This is a genomic window from Breoghania corrubedonensis (assembly GCF_003053845.1).
GTDB classification, from domain to species: domain Bacteria; phylum Pseudomonadota; class Alphaproteobacteria; order Rhizobiales; family Stappiaceae; genus Breoghania; species Breoghania corrubedonensis.
Map to the genome: position 1 here is coordinate 403,041 of NZ_QAYG01000001.1, position 16,332 is coordinate 419,372.

Genomic DNA, 16,332 nt, shown 5'->3' on the forward strand with positions numbered 1-16,332 from the left:
ACGGCCCCGCGCGCCCTCCCCCTGCCCCGCCCGGCGCCGGGACGCAACGTCGCACGCCGTAACGGCAGGTTTTCTGGCCAAGCCGGCCGCAAACGCCTATATGGGACGCAGAGGTCCCTGAACAGCGTTGCCGAAAGCCACCATGACGCAGCTCGACATCCGCCCCGCCGTATCGCGCGTTCCCGCGCATCCTTCCATCACCCGCGCGCAGATTTCCGAACTGGTCGATACCTTCTACGGCCGGGTGCAGGGCGATGAACGTCTCGGCCCGATCTTCGCCGGACGGATTGCGGACTGGGGTCCGCACCTTGCCAAGATGAAGCACTTCTGGGCCTCGGTGCTGCTCAAGACCGGCGAATACAAGGGCAAGCCGGTGCCGGCGCATTTCGTGATGAAGGAGGTGGAGGCGGAGGATTTCGGCATCTGGCTCGGCCATTTCCGCACCGTGGCGCACGAGATCTTCGAGCCTGAGGCCGCCCCTATCGTCATCGCCCAGGCGGAGCGCATCGCGACAAGCCTCTGGATGGCCATGTTCGCCACCCCCTTCGACAAGGCACCGGATTATTTGCGGAGCTGAGGGGAGCTTCGGACTGTGGCGGGAGATCCCGGGTCTGCGGAGCAGCGTTCCACGCTGCACTGCGCCCGGGATGACGCTAGAGAGTGTGGTGTGAGGTGGAAGTGTCATCCCGGACGCGATGCGGTACGAAGTGCCGCTTCGCAGATCCGGGATCCCCGCACGATGTCGATCGCACGCGCGCTCTTCCCGTACGATGCATGCAAACCCAAGCCTCTCCTTGCCCTTACCCCCGCTTTCGTCTAGGAAACCGCTGCCCGACACGCGCGCGGGCGTCCCCGATTTTGCCCGTGATTCAGAACGCGTTTTTCCGGAAAGTCCGCAGGCGATGGCCAAGACCAAGAAGCCCCAGAAACTCAAAGCCCGCCTGCCGCGCGGTTTCACCGACCGCTCACCCGCCGACATCCGCGCAACCGATGCGATGATGGCGCGGATCCGCGAGGTCTATGAGCGCTACGGGTTCGATCCGGTCGAAACGCCGATGTTCGAATACACCGATGCGCTGGGCAAGTTCCTGCCCGATCAGGACCGGCCGAACGAGGGCGTCTTCTCGCTGCAGGACGACGACGAGCAGTGGCTTAGCTTGCGCTACGACCTGACGGCGCCGCTGGCCCGTCACGTGGCCGAAAACATCAACGAGATCCAGCTTCCCTTCCGCAGCTATCGCGCGGGCTGGGTTTTTCGCAACGAAAAGCCGGGCCCGGGCCGCTTCCGCCAGTTCATGCAGTTCGACGCCGATACGGTCGGCGCGCCTTCCGTTCAGGCGGACGCGGAAATGTGCATGATGATGGCGGACGCGATGGAAGCCGTGGGCATCAAGCGCGGCGACTACGTCATCCGGGTCAACAACCGCAAGGTGCTGGATGGGGTGCTGGAGGCGATCGGGCTGGGTGGCGAGGAGAATGCAGGGCGTCGGCTCACCGTGCTGCGCGCTATGGATAAGCTCGATAAGTTTGGCCCGAAGGGCGTGCAAATGTTGTTGGGAAAAGGGCGCAAGGACGAAAGCGGGGACTTTACTCCCGGTGCAGGTTTAGACGACGAGAGCATCGGAAAAGTGCTTTTTTGTATCGATTTCAATCCTTTCCACTCTCCAAAACTGGCCGAAAAATTTGAAGAAGATGGATACTTTGAAAGAAAGGCACAGGCTGCTCTAGGGCCAGACTACGACCTCGAAATTTTCACACTTCTCGATCAATTTCGATCGGTGTTTGGTGATTTCGGCACTGCAGCATCTGGCTTCGAAGAACTAGCTGAAATAGCTATTCTTTGCGCAGCTGCCGGTTATGACGAAACCCGCATCAAGATCGACCCCTCGGTCGTCCGAGGCCTCGAATATTACACCGGCCCTGTCTACGAGGCCGAACTCCTCTTCGACGTGACCAACGAGAAGGGCGAGAAGGTGCAGTTCGGCTCGGTCGGCGGTGGTGGGCGCTATGACGGGCTCGTGAAGCGCTTCACGGGTCAGGACGTGCCGGCGACCGGCTTTTCCATCGGCGTCTCCCGTCTGATGACGGCACTGAAGAACCTCGGCAAGCTCGAGGCCGATACCGTGCTCGCCCCCGTGCTCGTCACCGTCATGGACGGCAACGATGCGGATGCGCAGGCGAAATACCAGAGTTTCGTCCAGCAGTTGCGTGATGCGAAGATCCGCGCCGAGCTCTATCAGGGCAACTGGAAGAAGTTCGGCAACCAGCTGAAATACGCCGACAAGCGCGGCTGTCCGCTCGCCATCATCCAGGGCTCGGAAGAGCGCGGCAACGGCGAGATACAGATCAAGGACCTGATCGAGGGCAAGCGCATGTCGCAGGAGATCTCGGACAACGCCGCCTGGCGCGAGGCGCGGCCCGCGCAGGTGACCGTGACGGAGGCCGATCTCGTCGCCACGGTGAAGAAGATGCTCGCCGACCAGAAGGCGGACCGCGAACGCGGCAACCCGTCCGGGCAAGACTAACGCGAATGAGGAAGATGATGGCCGATAACCGCTTCGACGCCCTGGCACCGCTGTTTCAGGCCGGCGGCTATCACCATATCGCTCCGCCGATCCTGCAGCCGGCGGACGTCTTCCTCGACCTCGCCGGCGAGGACATCCGCCGCCGGCTTTTTCTGACCTCCGGGCAGGACGGGCTCGATCTCTGCCTTCGTCCCGATTTCACCATTCCCGTGGCGCGCACCCACCTTTCAGGCGGCGCGGCGGCGCGGGCCGGGGCCTATTGCTATTCCGGCCTCGTCTTCCGCCAGCGTGCGGGCGAGCTTGGCGAAATCCCGCAAGTGGGCGCGGAGAACATCGGCCGCACCGACCGGCTGGCGGCGGATGCCGACATGCTGGCGCTGGCGGTGGAGGCGGTGGAGAAGCTCGGCGGCAAGGCACCCGCCATCCGCATCGGCGACGAGGCGCTGTTCACCGGCGTCGTCGAAGCCCTCGGCCTGCCCACCGCCTGGCGCCGCCGCTTACGCGATCTCTTCGGCGAGCGCGCCCGGCTCGATCAGGCGATCGCCCGCATGGCCGGCAGCCAGGGCGCGGAAAAGGATGCGCGCATCGGCTTTCTCGCAGCCCTTGAAGGCGCCGACCCCGAAGCCGCACATGCGGTGGTGGAGGATCTTCTCTCCATCGCTGGCATCGAGGCGGTCGGCGGGCGCACGGCGGGCGAGATCGCAGAACGCTTTCTGGAACAGGCGGCGCTCGCCTCTGGTGCCGGTATCGGCCCGGAAACGGCGGCGACGCTGACCCGCTTTCTCGACATTTCCGGCAACCCCGACGAGGCCGGCGATGCGCTGACGCTCTTCGCGCACGAGGCGGGGCTCGACCTTTCCCAGCCGATCGCCGATTTCCGCGAGCGCGCGCGGCTGATTTCCGAACGCGGCCTGCCGGCGGACGCCATTACCTTTGCCGCCGATTTCGGCCGTCGCCTCGACTACTACACCGGCTTCGTGTTCGAGCTGCACGAAACGCCGGGCGTTCGCGGCCGCCCGCCCATCGCCGGCGGCGGGCGCTACGACAAGCTGCTGGCGCTGCTGGGCGCGGGCGAGGACGTTCCCGCCGTCGGCTTTTCCATCTGGCTTGAACGCATCGCCGATCCTGAAGGCGCTTCAAAAGGAGCCGGCCAATGAGCGACACTCTCATCATCGCCATTCCCTCCAAGGGCCGGCTTCAGGAAAACACCCACGCCTTCTTCGCGCGTGCCGGCCTCACCATCCAGCGCCCGGGCGGCGACCGCAATTATCGCGGCCGCATCAAGGGGCTGGACGATGTCGAGATCGCGTTCCTGTCGGCGTCCGAAATCGCGCGCGAGATCGCGGCCGGCACCGTTCACATGGGCATCACCGGGCTAGACCTGGTGCACGAGAGCATCGACCGGCCGGCGGAGCTCACCCATCTCGTCGCCTCGCTCGGCTTTGGTGCGGCCGATGTGGTCGTCGCCGTGCCCAAGGCCTGGATCGACGTGGCCACCATGGCGGATCTCTCCGACGTCGCCTCCGATTTCCGGGGCCGGCATGGCCGCCGGCTGCGCATCGCGACCAAGTACGTGAACCTGACGCGCAGCTTCTTCGCAGCCCACGGCATCGTCGATTACCGCATCGTGGAATCTGCCGGCGCCACCGAGGGCGCGCCGGCTGCGGGCGCGGCGGAGTTCATCGTCGATATCACCACCACCGGATCAACGCTTGCCGCCAACGACCTGAAGATCCTCGATGACGGCGTCATCCTGAAGAGCACCGCGCACCTCGTCGCCTCCATGACGGCGCACTGGTCGGGCGAGGCGCTTGCCGCCGCCCGTGCCATTCTCGACCGCGTCGCGGCTGAGGAAAAGGCGCGCTCGATCAAGGAAATCCGCGCGCTCGTCGCCGATCCGGAAGAGGTTGCGGGCGTGGCCGCCGACAGCTACGGCGCAACCGCGCCCTTCGGCACGGCGGACGGCCAGCCGCTGGTGCTGCATTGCCCGGTCGCGGAAATCGCCGCATGTGCGGGCTACCTGCGCGATTCGGGCGCCGCCTCGGTCAGCGTCTCCACGCTCGATTACGTGTTCGAGACCACGAACCCGCTCTTTGACCCGCTTGCCGCCCGCATCGAAGGATAGTCGTCAATGGACATCGCCGCGCTCGGCGCACGGGACCTTTCCGCCCTCATTCATTCCCGGGAGATTTCCTGCGCCGAGGTGATGGAGGCGACGCTGTCGCGCATCGCGCGGCTCAATCCGGCGATCAACGCCATCGTCAGCCTGCGCGACGGCGATGCGCTGATGGCGGAAGCGCGGACATGCGACGAGGAACTCGCAGCCGGGCGCTCGCGCGGCTGGCTGCACGGCATCCCGCAGGCGGTGAAGGACCTCGCCGCCACAAAGGGCCTCACGACCACGCAGGGCTCGCCGATCTTCCGCGATTTCGTGCCGCTCGAAGACGCGATCCATGTGGCGCGCGTGCGCGCGGCCGGCGCGATCATCATCGGCAAGACCAACACACCCGAATTCGGTCTCGGCTCGCACAGCTACAACCCGGTCTTCGGCGTGACGCGCAATCCGTGGGACACCAGCCGGACGGCCGGCGGCTCGTCGGGCGGGGCGGGCGCGGCGCTCGCCATGCGGCTCGTCAGCGTTGCCGACGGGTCCGACATGATGGGCTCGCTGCGCAACCCGGCCGCCTTCAACAACATCGTTTCGCTGCGTCCGAGTTTCGGCGTCGTGCCGGCGGGCCCTGCCCCCAACGTCTTCACGCCCGGCCTTTCCACAGAAGGTCCGATGGGCCGTTCTATCGCCGATATCGCCGCTCTTCTGGCGACGCAGGCCGGCTACGATCCGCGCTGCCCGCAGTCGCTTCCCGGCGACGGCTCGCAATTCGCCGAGATCGCGCCGGCCGATCCCACCGGCATCCGCATCGGCTGGATGGGCGATCTCGGCGGCTATCTGCCGTTTGAGGCGGATATTCTCGATATCTGCCGCGATGCGCTCACGGTCTTTGACGACATGGGATGCGTCGTGGAGGATGCCGCGCCGGGTTTTGCCATGGAGCGCGTCTGGCACGCCTGGACCACGCAGCGCCACGCGGTCGTCGCCTCCAATCTCAAGGCGCTCTACGACGATCCGAAGAAGCGCGACCTGCTGAAGCCGGAGGCGATCTGGGAGATCGAGAACGGGCTGAAGCTGTCGGCGACCGATTTCTTCGCGGCGTCTGCCGAGCGCAGCGCCTGGCACCGGGCCGCGATGCGGCTGTTCGAGACGTACGATTATCTCGTGCTGCCGAGCGCGCAGGTCTTCCCCTTCCCGGCCGAATGGACCTGGCCGAAGGAGATCGCCGGCCAGGCGATGGACACCTATCACCGCTGGATGGAGGTGGTGGTGCCTGCCGGCCTTCTCGGCCTGCCCGTTCTGGCGCTTCCCGCAGGCTTCGGGCGCGAGGGCCTCCCCATGGGCTTCCAGCTCATCGGCCGCCCGCGTTCCGACCGCGAGCTCCTGGCTTTCGGCGCACTCTACGAAGAGGCGACAGGCTGGCTCGGGATGGCACCGGAAGTGGCGGAATAGGGCAAGGGCTGCTGCCTTCGCCGCGGTTTTTGCGAGGGGCACCCTTCAAAAAATGCGCTGACATTCGCCCCCGCACGCCCCTCGCCTAGCGCCGGGCCAGCGGCCGCGTCAGGTATCCCAGCGCGACCATCGGGATCGCCGCCAGCGCGATCAGGCTCCAGTCGAGAAGCGTCAGGGGCACGGTGGAGAACCAGTCGTTGAAGAGCGGCACGTGAACCACCGCGACCTGCAGCGACAAGGCCAGCGCGATTGCCACCAGCAGCCACGGGTTGCGCTTCAGGCCCGAAAACGGACCGTCATCGAGATGGCGGAAGTTGAAGGCGTTGGCCTTTTCCAGCACCACGAAGGCGGTAAAGGCGAGCGTCTGGGCGTGGAGCTCGCTGGCGCCGGTGGCAAGTGCCTCCCGGAACAGCGCCATCGCCATCAGCGCGATGTAGCCGCCGAGGATCGTCACCCGGAACCAGTCACCGCGCCCCAGCAGCCGGCTGCCTGGCTTTCTGGGCGGGCGCCGCATCACCGCCTCTTCCGCCGGCTCCGCTCCCAGTGCCAGCGCGGTCGGCCCGTCGGTGACGAGGTTCATCCAGATGATGTGGATCGGCAGCAGCAACAGCGGCCAGCCGAACAGCACCGCAAGGAAGATACCGATCACCTCGCCCGCGTTCGACGACAGCAGGTAGCCGACGAACTTGCGGATGTTGTCGTATTGCCGCCGCCCCTCCTCCACCGCGCCGATGATGGAGGCGAAATTGTCGTCGGTCAGCACCATGTCGGAGGCGCCGCGCGCAACGTCCGTCCCGCGAATACCCATCGCGATGCCGACATCGGCCTGTCTGAGCGCCGGCGCATCGTTGACCCCGTCGCCCGTCATCGCCGCCACATGACCGGAGCGCTGCAACGCCTCGACGATACGGATCTTGTCGGTCGGCTTTGCGCGGGCGAATACCGCGCCTTGCGCCAGTGCGTCCGCCAGCGCGGCGTCGTCCATCGTGTCGATCTCGCTGCCGGTCACCGTGCGCTCGGCCGCAAGCCCGATGGATCGCGCGATCGCGGCCGCCGTCGGTGCGGCGTCGCCGGTGATCATCACCACCGAAATTCGAGCCTCCGACGCAAGCCGCATCGCGTCACGCACCTCGGCGCGCGGCGGATCGATGATGCCGACGAGACCCAGAAGCGTCAGATCCGTCTCCACGCTTTCATCCAGCTTTGCCGGCACGCCATGCTCCAGCGTGCGCCGCGCCACCGCGAGAACCCGCATGCCGCCTTCGGCAAGCGCCGTGAACCGCGCCGTTATCGCCACGTGATCGTCATCGCCGATGGGACGCGCTCCACCCGCCTCCAGAGTGCTCGAACAAAGCCCCAGCACGATTTCCGGCGCGCCCTTCACATGGAGAGTGACGGACCCGTCCGCCTCGCGCACCAGCACGCTCATGCGTTTTCGGGCCGAGGTGAAGGAAACCTCGCCGCAGATGCGCGACCGATCGACAGCGAGCCCCGCCTTGCCGCCGGCCACCAGAAAGGCCGCCTCCGTCGCCTCGCCCAGCGGGCGCGGGCCGTTTTCACCCTCGATCATCTGGGTGGCGTTGCACCACAGCCCCGTTTCCAGAAGCGCGATCAGACGCGGCTCGTCGGCCGGGTCGAACGGCGAGCCATTCTTGAGGAACCGGCCTTTCGGCAGGTAGCCCGAACCCTCCACCTCCACCGAAAGCCCCGGCAACTCGATGCGCGTGATCGTCATCTCGTTGCGCGTCAGCGTACCGGTCTTGTCGGTGCAGATGACATTTGCCGCCCCCAGTGTTTCCGCCGCCACGAGCCGGCGCATCAGGGCGCGTTTGCGCGCCATGGCGGCCACGCCGATGGCCAGCGTCACAGTCACGACGGCCGGCAGGCCTTCCGGTACTGCGGCCACCGCCAGCGACACGCCGAACAGCAGCATTTCCTCAAACGGATAGCCGCGCAGCAGGCCCATGACGGCGACGAGCGCGGCGATGGCCAGCGCCAGTGCGCCAAGCGTGCGGCCCAACGTGCCCAGTTCACGCTGAAGCGGCGTCTCCTCGCGGTCGATCGATTGCGCAAGCGCGGCGATGCGGCCGAATTCGGTCCGCATGCCGGTGGCGACGACCAACCCGGTCGCATGGCCGTTTGTCACCACCGTTCCCATGAAGGCGCCGCAATTGCGCTCGGCGAGGATCGTTTCAGCCGGCACGGCCTCCGTACCCTTGGCAACAGCGGCGGATTCGCCGGTGAGCGCGGATTCATCGACCGACAGATCGACCGAAGAAACGAGCCGCAAGTCGGCGGGCACCGTATCGCCCGCGCCCAGCAACACCAGATCGCCCGGCACCAGTTCTTCCGCTGAAATCCGCAGCGCACGCCCCGCGCGCATCACGTGGGCCTTGGGCGCCAGCATGCGCGTCAGCGCTTCCAGCGCACGCTCCGCGCGCGCCTCCTGCAGGAAGCCCAGCGCGCCGTTGATGACGACGATGGCGAGGATCACCACCATGTCCGTCGTCTCGCCAACCACGGCCGACAACACGGCGGCGGCGACCAGCACGGCGATCAGTGCGGACTTGAACTGGCGCGCCAGCAACACCCAGTTGGAGGCGCGGCCGACCTCGGCCAACCTGTTGGGGCCGGCCTGCTCCAGCCGTCTCGACGCCTCCTCGTCGGAAAGCCCCGCGGTGGACGAGGTTTCAAGCCGTCTTGCCGCTTCGGCGCTTGAGAGCGCATGCCAGTCGTCAGCTTTCGGGGAAACGGTCTCGATCATGATACTCCCGGTGGATACAGCCGGATGCGCGTGAAACGGAGCTCGCCTCGCGTCATGACCCAGCCCACCTTGACGCTCGCAACGACACGCGCCGTTGCACCTGCCACCGTTCGCGGCTTCCACCCGGCGGCCATCCTATTCCAAAACTCCGATACGACCGCTTCATAAATGGTCGCGCCACGGTGCGACACACAAATGACCTCTCACGCGGCCTTCATCACCTTGTTATTTGACCCAAGGGAATTTCCGGTCAGATTGAACATGTCGGACGACAGGGACAAGTCCGAAACGTCGATATCGGGCGATTTGCCGCCGTTCAGGCATTCGCGCCCCCCGGGGTAAAGGCCACGCAATCCGACGCAAAGACCTTGTGGCGCTTTTGACAAGGCAGGAGAACACCATGACCGCCGCTCAGGCCCACGCGGGCGCGCGCGCCCTGTTTCCACCGCTTGTCGTTTCCACGCTGATAACCGCGATCATCGCCGGCATCGCCGCGGATATCGCGTGGGAGATCTGGGCACGCTTCCTCACGCCGTTCTGGGTGGGCGGCCCGCTGGAGCCGGCGGCGCTGGTTCAGGGCGTGTTCGGCCTTTCCAGCCGGTTTGCGGCGGAGCTGATCCATCTCGTCGTGGGCGTCGTGTTCTATCCGCTGGGATATATGTTCATCGCACGACCGCTCGCACGCGTGGCGACGCCGTTCCTGCCGTGGTGGATCGTCGGCCTCGGTTTCGGCGTCGGGCTTTGGGTCTTCGCGCTCTACATCATGGCGCATTTCTTCGCCGGCCAGCCGCCGTTCCTGGGCTTCATTCCACTCACCTGGGCCTCGCTCGTCGGCCACCTGATCTTCGGGCTGGTGTGCGCTGCGACAGTGCGGTGGCGGGAGAGGATGTAGGGACGGCTTGCGGAAAATGATTGCGGCGGGGTACGGATGGTTCTGTGCCTTCGGCCCATCAATTCCACTCCAGAACGAGGTCCTCACCACCTCGTCAGTGCCGGCTCCGATCCGAGATGCGGCATTGTCCGTGTCGGTCACCGGTCGGGATCACCCTGTTTTGTGCTGTTCTTGAAAACCCTTCCAGCGTCATCCCGGACGCGATGCGGCGCGAAGCGCCGCTTCGCAGAACCGGGACCTATCCTCGGTGTCTGCCACTCAAGGTCCCGGTTCTGCGCGGCAACGTTTCACGTTGCATCGCGTCCGGGATGACGCTGGTGAGACTGAATATCGGACCTGAAATCCAAACTGGACAGCAGTCCTCGGAGCCGGCATTGACGAGAATGTGGTGCCCGCTCCGCTCACTCCCGCCGGTCGGCATACCTCTGCTCTTCCTCGTAATAGGCATCGAAGCCGACGTGCCGCCGCAAGTCGGCAAACGGCAGCAGCATGTCATCCGGATGGCGGCCGGCCTTCATCGCCGTCAGCGCCTCGCTCATCGCGCGGGTCGCGGCGGAAAGCAGCGTCAGCGGATAGGCGACGATGCGGTAGCCGATCGCTTCCAGTTCCGCCGGCGGCAGGGCCGGTGTCTCGCCGCCTTCCACGATGTTGGCCATGTGCCAGCCCGGCACCTCGCGGCAGATCCGCTCCATCTCCTCGCGCGATTTCGGCGCCTCAACGAACAGGATGTCCGCACCTGCCGCCTTGAACGCGGCGGCCCGTTCCAGCGCCTCGTCGAGACCGTGCCCATGGCGGGCGTCGGTGCGCGCCATGATCAGGATATCGGCGCCTTCCTCGCGCGCGTCGGCAGCGGCGCGGATGCGCTCTACAGCCTGCGCACGATCCACCACCAGCTTGCCCTTGGTATGGCCGCAGCGCTTGGGCGCGACCTGATCCTCGATCATTACCGCCGCGAGCCCGGCTTGCGCGTACCCCTTGACCGTGCGCTTGACGTTGAGCGCGTTGCCGTAGCCGGTATCGCCGTCGCCGATCACCGGAACGGAGGTGGCGGCGGCGATGTTGCGGGCGCTATCGACCATCTCGCCATAGGAGATGAGGCCGGTGTCGGGCGCGCCGATGCGCGCGGCGGCGACGGCGAAGCCGGACATGAAGGTGAGATCGAAACCGGCCTCACCGATCAATCTCGCCGACAACCCGTCGAAACAGCACGGCATGACACGGATCTTCGGTTCGGCCAGCAGGGTACGCAGGCGCTGGGCGGGAGAAACTTGCATGTACGAATGACCTTTCGGACGGATGGCAGTTGATGGCACCGGGACACGCACGGCGCCTACATCTTGAACGGGATCCACAAGGCGATGTCGGGCCAGAGGAAGATGGCCAGCACGCTCACCAGCATCAATGCCAGGAACGGCAGGACGCCGAGCGAGATTTCGCCGAGGCCCGCCTTGCCGACCGCCTGGATGACATAAAGATTCAGGCCCACGGGCGGGGTGATCAGCGCGCATTCCACCATGATCACGAAGAACACGCCGAACCAGATCGGGTCGATGCCGAGAACGGCGAGCGAGCCCGCCAGCACCGGCACCATGATCAGCATCATGGAAAGCGTCTCCATGACGAGGCCCATCAGCAGCAACACGCCGGCGACAAGCAGCACGAAGACACCTTGCGAATCCACCGAGGAAGCAATCGTCATTGAGATCTCCTGCGGGATCCGGTAGAGCGTGATCGCCTTGCCGAAGACCTTGGCGCCGGCGACGATCAGCAGGATGGCAACCGATGTGGTCATCGCCTCCACGATCGCTTCCCACAGTTTCTTCCAGGTCAGCGTGCGCAGCACGATCGCGGTGACGATGAGCGCGCCGATAAGCCCGATGGCGGACGCCTCGGTCGGGGTGAAGGAACCGTCGTAGATGCCGGAGATGATGTAGAAGGCGAGAAATGCCGTGGGCAGCGCGCGCAGCGCTGTCCAGCCGCGCGTCGGCCAGTCGGCCTTCGGGCTCGGCCGGTAATCGGCGGAAAAGCGCGCATAGAGCATGGCGAAGGCGATGAAGAGGCCCATCAACAGAAGGCCCGGACCGACACCGGCCAGGAACAGGTTGATGACTGACTCTTCCGTTATCACACCGTAGACGATCATCGGGATCGAGGGCGGTATGAGGATGCCGAGCGTGCCGCCGGCCGCCAGCAGGCCCAACACGAACTTGCGCGGATAGCCGCGCGCGGTCATTTCCGGGATTGCGACCGTGCCGATGGTGGCGGCTGTTGCGACCGAGGAACCGGAGATGGCGGCGAAGATCCCGCACGAGACGATTGTCGCGACCGCGAGCCCGCCCGGCCAATGGCCGACCCAGGCCTGCACGGCGGCAAAGAGATCGCGCCCGACCCCGCCCTTCAGCAGCACGTTCGACATCAGGATGAACAGCGGCACGGCGATCAGCACGAAACTGTCGACCGACGAAAGCAGCCCCTGTGGCACCATCAGCGGCGAGAAACCGCCGGCGATCAGCAGCAGCAGGCCGAGCCCGCCAAGCGCGAAGGCGACGGGAACGCCGGCCAATAGCAGCGTGAAGAGGCAGACGAGGATGAGAACCGTGGTCACTGGATGCCCTCCGCCTCAGGCCCCGCGTGGCCAGGAACGGAAGGCCCGTGAAGCGCGGTGCGCAGCGCTTCGGCCAGCGCCTGAAGGCCCAGCAGCGCGCAGCCGAACGGCACCGCCAATTCCGACCAGACGATCGGGATGTCGAGCATCGAGCCGGTGGTGCGCCCGCGCGACCAGCTGTCATAGGCAAGCGGCGCGCCATACCACACGACGGCGGCGGCGAAGGCTGCGATGAGCAGCAGGACGACGACTTCCTGAAGCCGGCGCAAGGGCGGCGGCAGGTGGTCGGTCAGAAGGGTGATGCGGATGTGCTGGCGCCGGTGCAGCAGCCACGCCGCAGCGAGCCAGGTTCCCCACACCAGGCAGAGCTGCGACAGCTCCGCCGCCCAGATGGTGGGCGCGATGAAGACGTAGCGCATGAAGACTTCGTAGGCGAGCATCAGGCCGGTCGCGAAATAGGCCAGTGCCGCCACCCGGCCTAGGCCTGCCGAAAGTCGGTCGATCATGGAAAGCATGGGGATCCTGACAGTCGCCAAGAGTGGAGCGGGAACGCGGCAGACGGCGGGCTTTTCATGAGGAGCGGGAGCGGGCTTGGGAGCGGGGCCCAGCCTTCGAGACGGACCTTGCGGGCCTCCTCGGAATGACGTCGTGCAAGTGATATTTTCTTTGAGAGAACAGCACGATAACGTCATACTGAGGAGCCGTTGCAGACGGCGTCTCGAAGGATGGGCACCCGCACCGGGAAGCGATCCAGTCCCCGGCCGGAGGCCGTCGGCCGGTTTACTGGTGCAGCGCCAGCGCGGCGTCGTAGACCTGCTTGCCGAGATCGCCGGAGCCGGCGAGATAGTCATCGAACACCGGCTGCGCGGCGGCCTTCCAGGCCTCCAGGTCTTCCGGCGTCGGATTGTAGACGGTCATGCCGTTCCTGGTCGCCTCGGCGAAGGCTGCCCGCTCGATTTCGGACATGGCATCGCGCACGTCCTTTTCGGCAAAGAGCGCCGCCTGGCGGATCCATTCGCGGTGCTGTTCGGGCAGTCCCTGCCAGAACTTCTCGTTGATCACCACGATGAATTCGATATCGGCATTGTTGGTCGCGGTGATGGTGTCCATCACCTCCCAGAGCCGGCGCGACTTGACGCCGGAGATGCCGGTCATGCCGATATCGACCGTGCCGCGCTGGTAGGCAAGATATTGTTCCGAACCGGAAATCAGCGTCGGCGCACCACCGGCAGCCTTGATCCAGCGCCCCAGCGTCTTGCCGAAGACGCGGACCTTCTTGTCCTTCAGGTCGGCCGGGGTCGCGATCGGCGCGCCCTTCGACAGCAGCACGCAGCCGCCATAGGCCTGCCACCACAGGACGCGCGAGCCGGTCTTGAGAATCGCGTCGTCGAGCGGTTGGCGCACGGGGCTTCCCGGGGCGGTGGCTTTATGCACCAACTCCTCGGAATTGAAGGTGAAGGGCGTGTAGAAGATATCCACGGCCGGCACGTCGCCGACATAGCGGGTGAGCGAGGCCACGCCCATTTCGATGGCGCCCGAGCCGACGGCCTGGGGAACCTCGTTGTCCTTGTAGAGCTGGGCAGAATCGTAGATCTCGACGGCGATATCCCCGCCGGAGATCTTCTCCACCTCGTCCTTGAACACCAGCAGGTTCTGGCCGAGATGGGCCTTGAGCGGAAGCTGCAGGGTAACGCGCAGCGTGGTTTTCTGCGCAAATGCGCTCGTGGCGACGAGCGGCAGCGAGAGCGCAAGCGCGGTGGCGCCGGCAAGCGCCAGGCGTGCAAAGGTCATCGATTTCTCCTCCCAAGGATACCCGAGCCGTTTTCCGGCCCTGTCGCGACAGCCGCCCTCCCAAGGCGGTGCGCGCGTGTCCCCAGTAAAACCTCAGGTTAAGTGATTTGACAATCATTTATCCCCGAAGCGCTGCGAAACCGCCGTTTTCGCCGTCACGCAGGATATCCCCGCCGTATCACGCCGGCCGCGTGAAGGCGGCGCGCGCGGCCTCCACCTCTTCGCGGCAACAGCAGCCCTCCAGATGGTCGTTGACCAGCCCCATGGCCTGCATGAAGGCATAGACGGTGGTCGGGCCGACGAAGCTCCAACCGCGTTTCTTCAAGTCCTTTGAAAGCCTTACGGAAACCGGCGTGGTCGGATTGGCGACGAGCGCGGCCTTGGTCACACGCTCGGGGCGCATCGCGGCGTCGGGCTCGAACGACCAGAAATAGGCGGCGAGCGAACCGAATTCCTCCACCATTTCAAGGGCGCGGGCGGCATTGTTGATGGTGGAGACGATCTTGCCGCGATGGCGGATGATACCGGCGTCCCTGACCAGCCGCTCCACGTCATCGTCGGTGAAACGGGCTACCTCTGCGAACTCGAAGTTATTGAAACCCTTGCGGAAATTTTCGCGCTTGCGCAGGATCGTCAGCCACGACAGGCCGGCCTGAAACCCCTCCAGGCAGATCTTTTCGAAAAGCCGGCGATCATCGGCGACGGGTCGCCCCCATTCAGCATCGTGATAGGCCTGATAGTCGGGCAGACCGTCGTGCCACCAGCAACGGCGGCGCCCGTCCGTGCCTTCCATCAGCCCTTCGGCAAGCGTTCCGTTATCCCCGCGCGGCTCGGTCATCGCGTTATCCCCGTACGCATGAAAATGTTTCTGTTTTGTTCCTAGCAGTTTCGCAGCGCACTGGCCAGAGGAAGAGAGGAAAGGAGCCCAAAAATGGCGGATATGCGCGGAAACCGACCGACTTCCGGCAGGTCTGCCGCGGCTCGCGCGAGCGCGGACCGCACGTTTTGAGACGTGTTAATCGATTCATCGAAGATCGTTCGAATTTCATCGAATCCGCCTCGTATTTCTCGAAAATGCGAAAAGAGGCGGCGCCGGGCACCCGCAGACGGGGACAAGTCAGGATACGGCCGAGCGCACACGGGCACGGGCGGGGATAAGTTGCCGCGTGGACGGCGCCATGCTCACGCCCTCGTGCCGCGCGGATGAAACACGGGACGGATTGCCGGTCGGAGCCGGTAACGACGAAGAAACAGAGGACGTATCCAGGCTCCGGATGATCGCTGATGCCGCCGGCGTCAAGGGGCAGTCATCCCGCCCCCACGACGCACCCATGCCACACCGCCGCCGGCGCGACGCGCCCGTTACGAGAAAAGCGCGTCGATATCGTCCTGGGAGGCGACGTCGTTGTCGATGTCGAGCGCCGGGCCGTTGAGGAGCGTGGCATCGCCCTCACGGACTTCGCGCTCCTCAACCTCGATATTCTTGAAGGTGTCCACTCCGCCCCAGATCTCCATCATCCGGATAATGCGCTCTTCGATGAAGGAGAGCGTGCGCACCACCTTGGTGATGCGCTGGCCGGTCAGATCCTGGAAGTTGCAGGCCTCGAAGATCGCGAGAACCCGCTCCTGAATCTCCTGGGCGTGGGTTTCGTCGTCGCCGGTCAGATGACGCGCCAGCGTGGAAGCCGTCTCGTCGATGAACTCGGCCGCCGACAGGATCTGTTCCGTCGCCCCTTCCGTACCGAGCACCACCGCGTCGAGCTCGTTGGTGACGCGCTTCATCTCCTCACCCTCGAAGCCGGAATGATGCAGCGTCGCGATCTCGTGCTTGGTGCGGTTGATGGCTTCGTACATTTCGTCAAGCTCGTGCTTGAGCTTCAGCGCGGCGGCGTGTTCACGCTTGTACTCTTCCACAACGGTTTCGCTGACCTGCTGCGTCGGCTGGATCAGCACGCGTAGCGAAGCCAGTTGGTCGAGCAACTCCTTGTGACGCTCTTTCGCCATGAAGTCGTCGCGCACACCACTGCTCACGTCGTTGCTCTTGAAGGTGGTCTCGACGCGGAACGGCTTTCTCACTCTACTCATAAATCGATCCGGGCTGGTTTAACGTCACAATTGTCGGCAACTTACCGGTTGGCGATTAAGGAATTGTTCCTCAACTTGTCCAAAGCGAAACGAAAAAGAGATAAAATC

Annotated in this window: 13 protein-coding genes; 6 read left to right on the forward strand and 7 right to left on the reverse strand. The window is 65.2% G+C overall.

Annotated features, from left to right (window positions below; translation table 11 throughout):
• Positions 1-142: 142 nt before the first annotated feature.
• The 5 genes from C8N35_RS01820 to C8N35_RS01840 all read left to right on the forward strand — a co-directional run bounded on the left by C8N35_RS01820 (position 143) and on the right by C8N35_RS01840 (position 6,087).
• Entirely contained in the window at positions 143-577 is a 435-nt protein-coding gene (locus C8N35_RS01820; protein WP_107987916.1) for a group III truncated hemoglobin, read from the forward strand.
• 325 nt (positions 578-902) lie between these two features.
• Complete coding sequence (gene hisS / locus C8N35_RS01825; protein WP_245926620.1) at positions 903-2,525, forward strand: histidine--tRNA ligase; 1,623 nt, start codon at positions 903-905, stop codon at positions 2,523-2,525.
• 5 nt (positions 2,526-2,530) lie between these two features.
• A complete protein-coding gene (locus tag C8N35_RS01830; protein WP_245926621.1) occupies positions 2,531-3,682 on the forward strand; it encodes an ATP phosphoribosyltransferase regulatory subunit in 1,152 nt (383 codons plus the stop codon).
• On the forward strand, positions 3,679-4,650 hold the full coding sequence (gene hisG / locus C8N35_RS01835) for an ATP phosphoribosyltransferase (protein ID WP_107987919.1): 972 nt from the start codon (positions 3,679-3,681) through the stop codon (positions 4,648-4,650). Before C8N35_RS01830 ends, hisG begins: the two co-directional genes overlap by 4 nt.
• A 6-nt stretch (positions 4,651-4,656) precedes the next feature.
• Positions 4,657-6,087, forward strand: coding sequence for an amidase (locus tag C8N35_RS01840; RefSeq protein WP_107987920.1), 1,431 nt, complete (start codon positions 4,657-4,659; stop codon positions 6,085-6,087).
• A gap of 85 nt (positions 6,088-6,172) precedes the next feature.
• On the opposite strand, the gene C8N35_RS01845 is transcribed toward C8N35_RS01840, so the two are convergent.
• Positions 6,173-8,851 carry a cation-translocating P-type ATPase gene (locus C8N35_RS01845; protein ID WP_107987921.1) on the reverse strand — a complete coding sequence of 893 codons (2,679 nt, stop codon included), beginning with the start codon at positions 8,849-8,851 and terminating at the stop codon, positions 6,173-6,175.
• Between the two features lie 400 nt (positions 8,852-9,251).
• Between C8N35_RS01845 and C8N35_RS01850 the strand changes: the two genes are divergently transcribed.
• Positions 9,252-9,743 (forward strand): hypothetical protein, encoded by a 492-nt coding sequence (locus tag C8N35_RS01850; protein WP_210203362.1) that lies wholly within the window; start codon positions 9,252-9,254, stop codon positions 9,741-9,743.
• A gap of 401 nt (positions 9,744-10,144) precedes the next feature.
• Here C8N35_RS01850 and C8N35_RS01855 read toward each other — a convergent pair whose 3' ends face one another.
• From C8N35_RS01855 to C8N35_RS01880, 6 genes are all read right to left on the reverse strand, one after another.
• The gene (locus tag C8N35_RS01855) at positions 10,145-11,017 is read right to left on the reverse strand and encodes an isocitrate lyase/PEP mutase family protein (protein ID WP_107987922.1); all 873 of its coding nucleotides are present in this window, start codon (positions 11,015-11,017) and stop codon (positions 10,145-10,147) included.
• Positions 11,018-11,073: 56 nt separating this feature from the next.
• The gene (locus tag C8N35_RS01860) at positions 11,074-12,348 is read right to left on the reverse strand and encodes a TRAP transporter large permease (protein ID WP_107987923.1); all 1,275 of its coding nucleotides are present in this window, start codon (positions 12,346-12,348) and stop codon (positions 11,074-11,076) included.
• On the reverse strand, positions 12,345-12,854 hold the full coding sequence (locus C8N35_RS01865) for a TRAP transporter small permease (RefSeq protein ID WP_107989012.1): 510 nt from the start codon (positions 12,852-12,854) through the stop codon (positions 12,345-12,347). The genes C8N35_RS01860 and C8N35_RS01865 overlap by 4 nt, the downstream gene beginning before the upstream one ends.
• 274 nt (positions 12,855-13,128) lie before the next feature.
• The gene (locus C8N35_RS01870; protein ID WP_107987924.1) at positions 13,129-14,139 is read right to left on the reverse strand and encodes a TRAP transporter substrate-binding protein; all 1,011 of its coding nucleotides are present in this window, start codon (positions 14,137-14,139) and stop codon (positions 13,129-13,131) included.
• A 178-nt stretch (positions 14,140-14,317) separates the two neighbouring features.
• Positions 14,318-14,977 carry a DNA-3-methyladenine glycosylase I gene (locus C8N35_RS01875; protein ID WP_107987925.1) on the reverse strand — a complete coding sequence of 220 codons (660 nt, stop codon included), beginning with the start codon at positions 14,975-14,977 and terminating at the stop codon, positions 14,318-14,320.
• A gap of 524 nt (positions 14,978-15,501) precedes the next feature.
• Positions 15,502-16,224: a protein phosphatase CheZ gene (locus tag C8N35_RS01880; protein WP_107987926.1), complete on the reverse strand. Its 723-nt coding sequence runs from the start codon at positions 16,222-16,224 to the stop codon at positions 15,502-15,504.
• Positions 16,225-16,332: the final 108 nt, after the last annotated feature.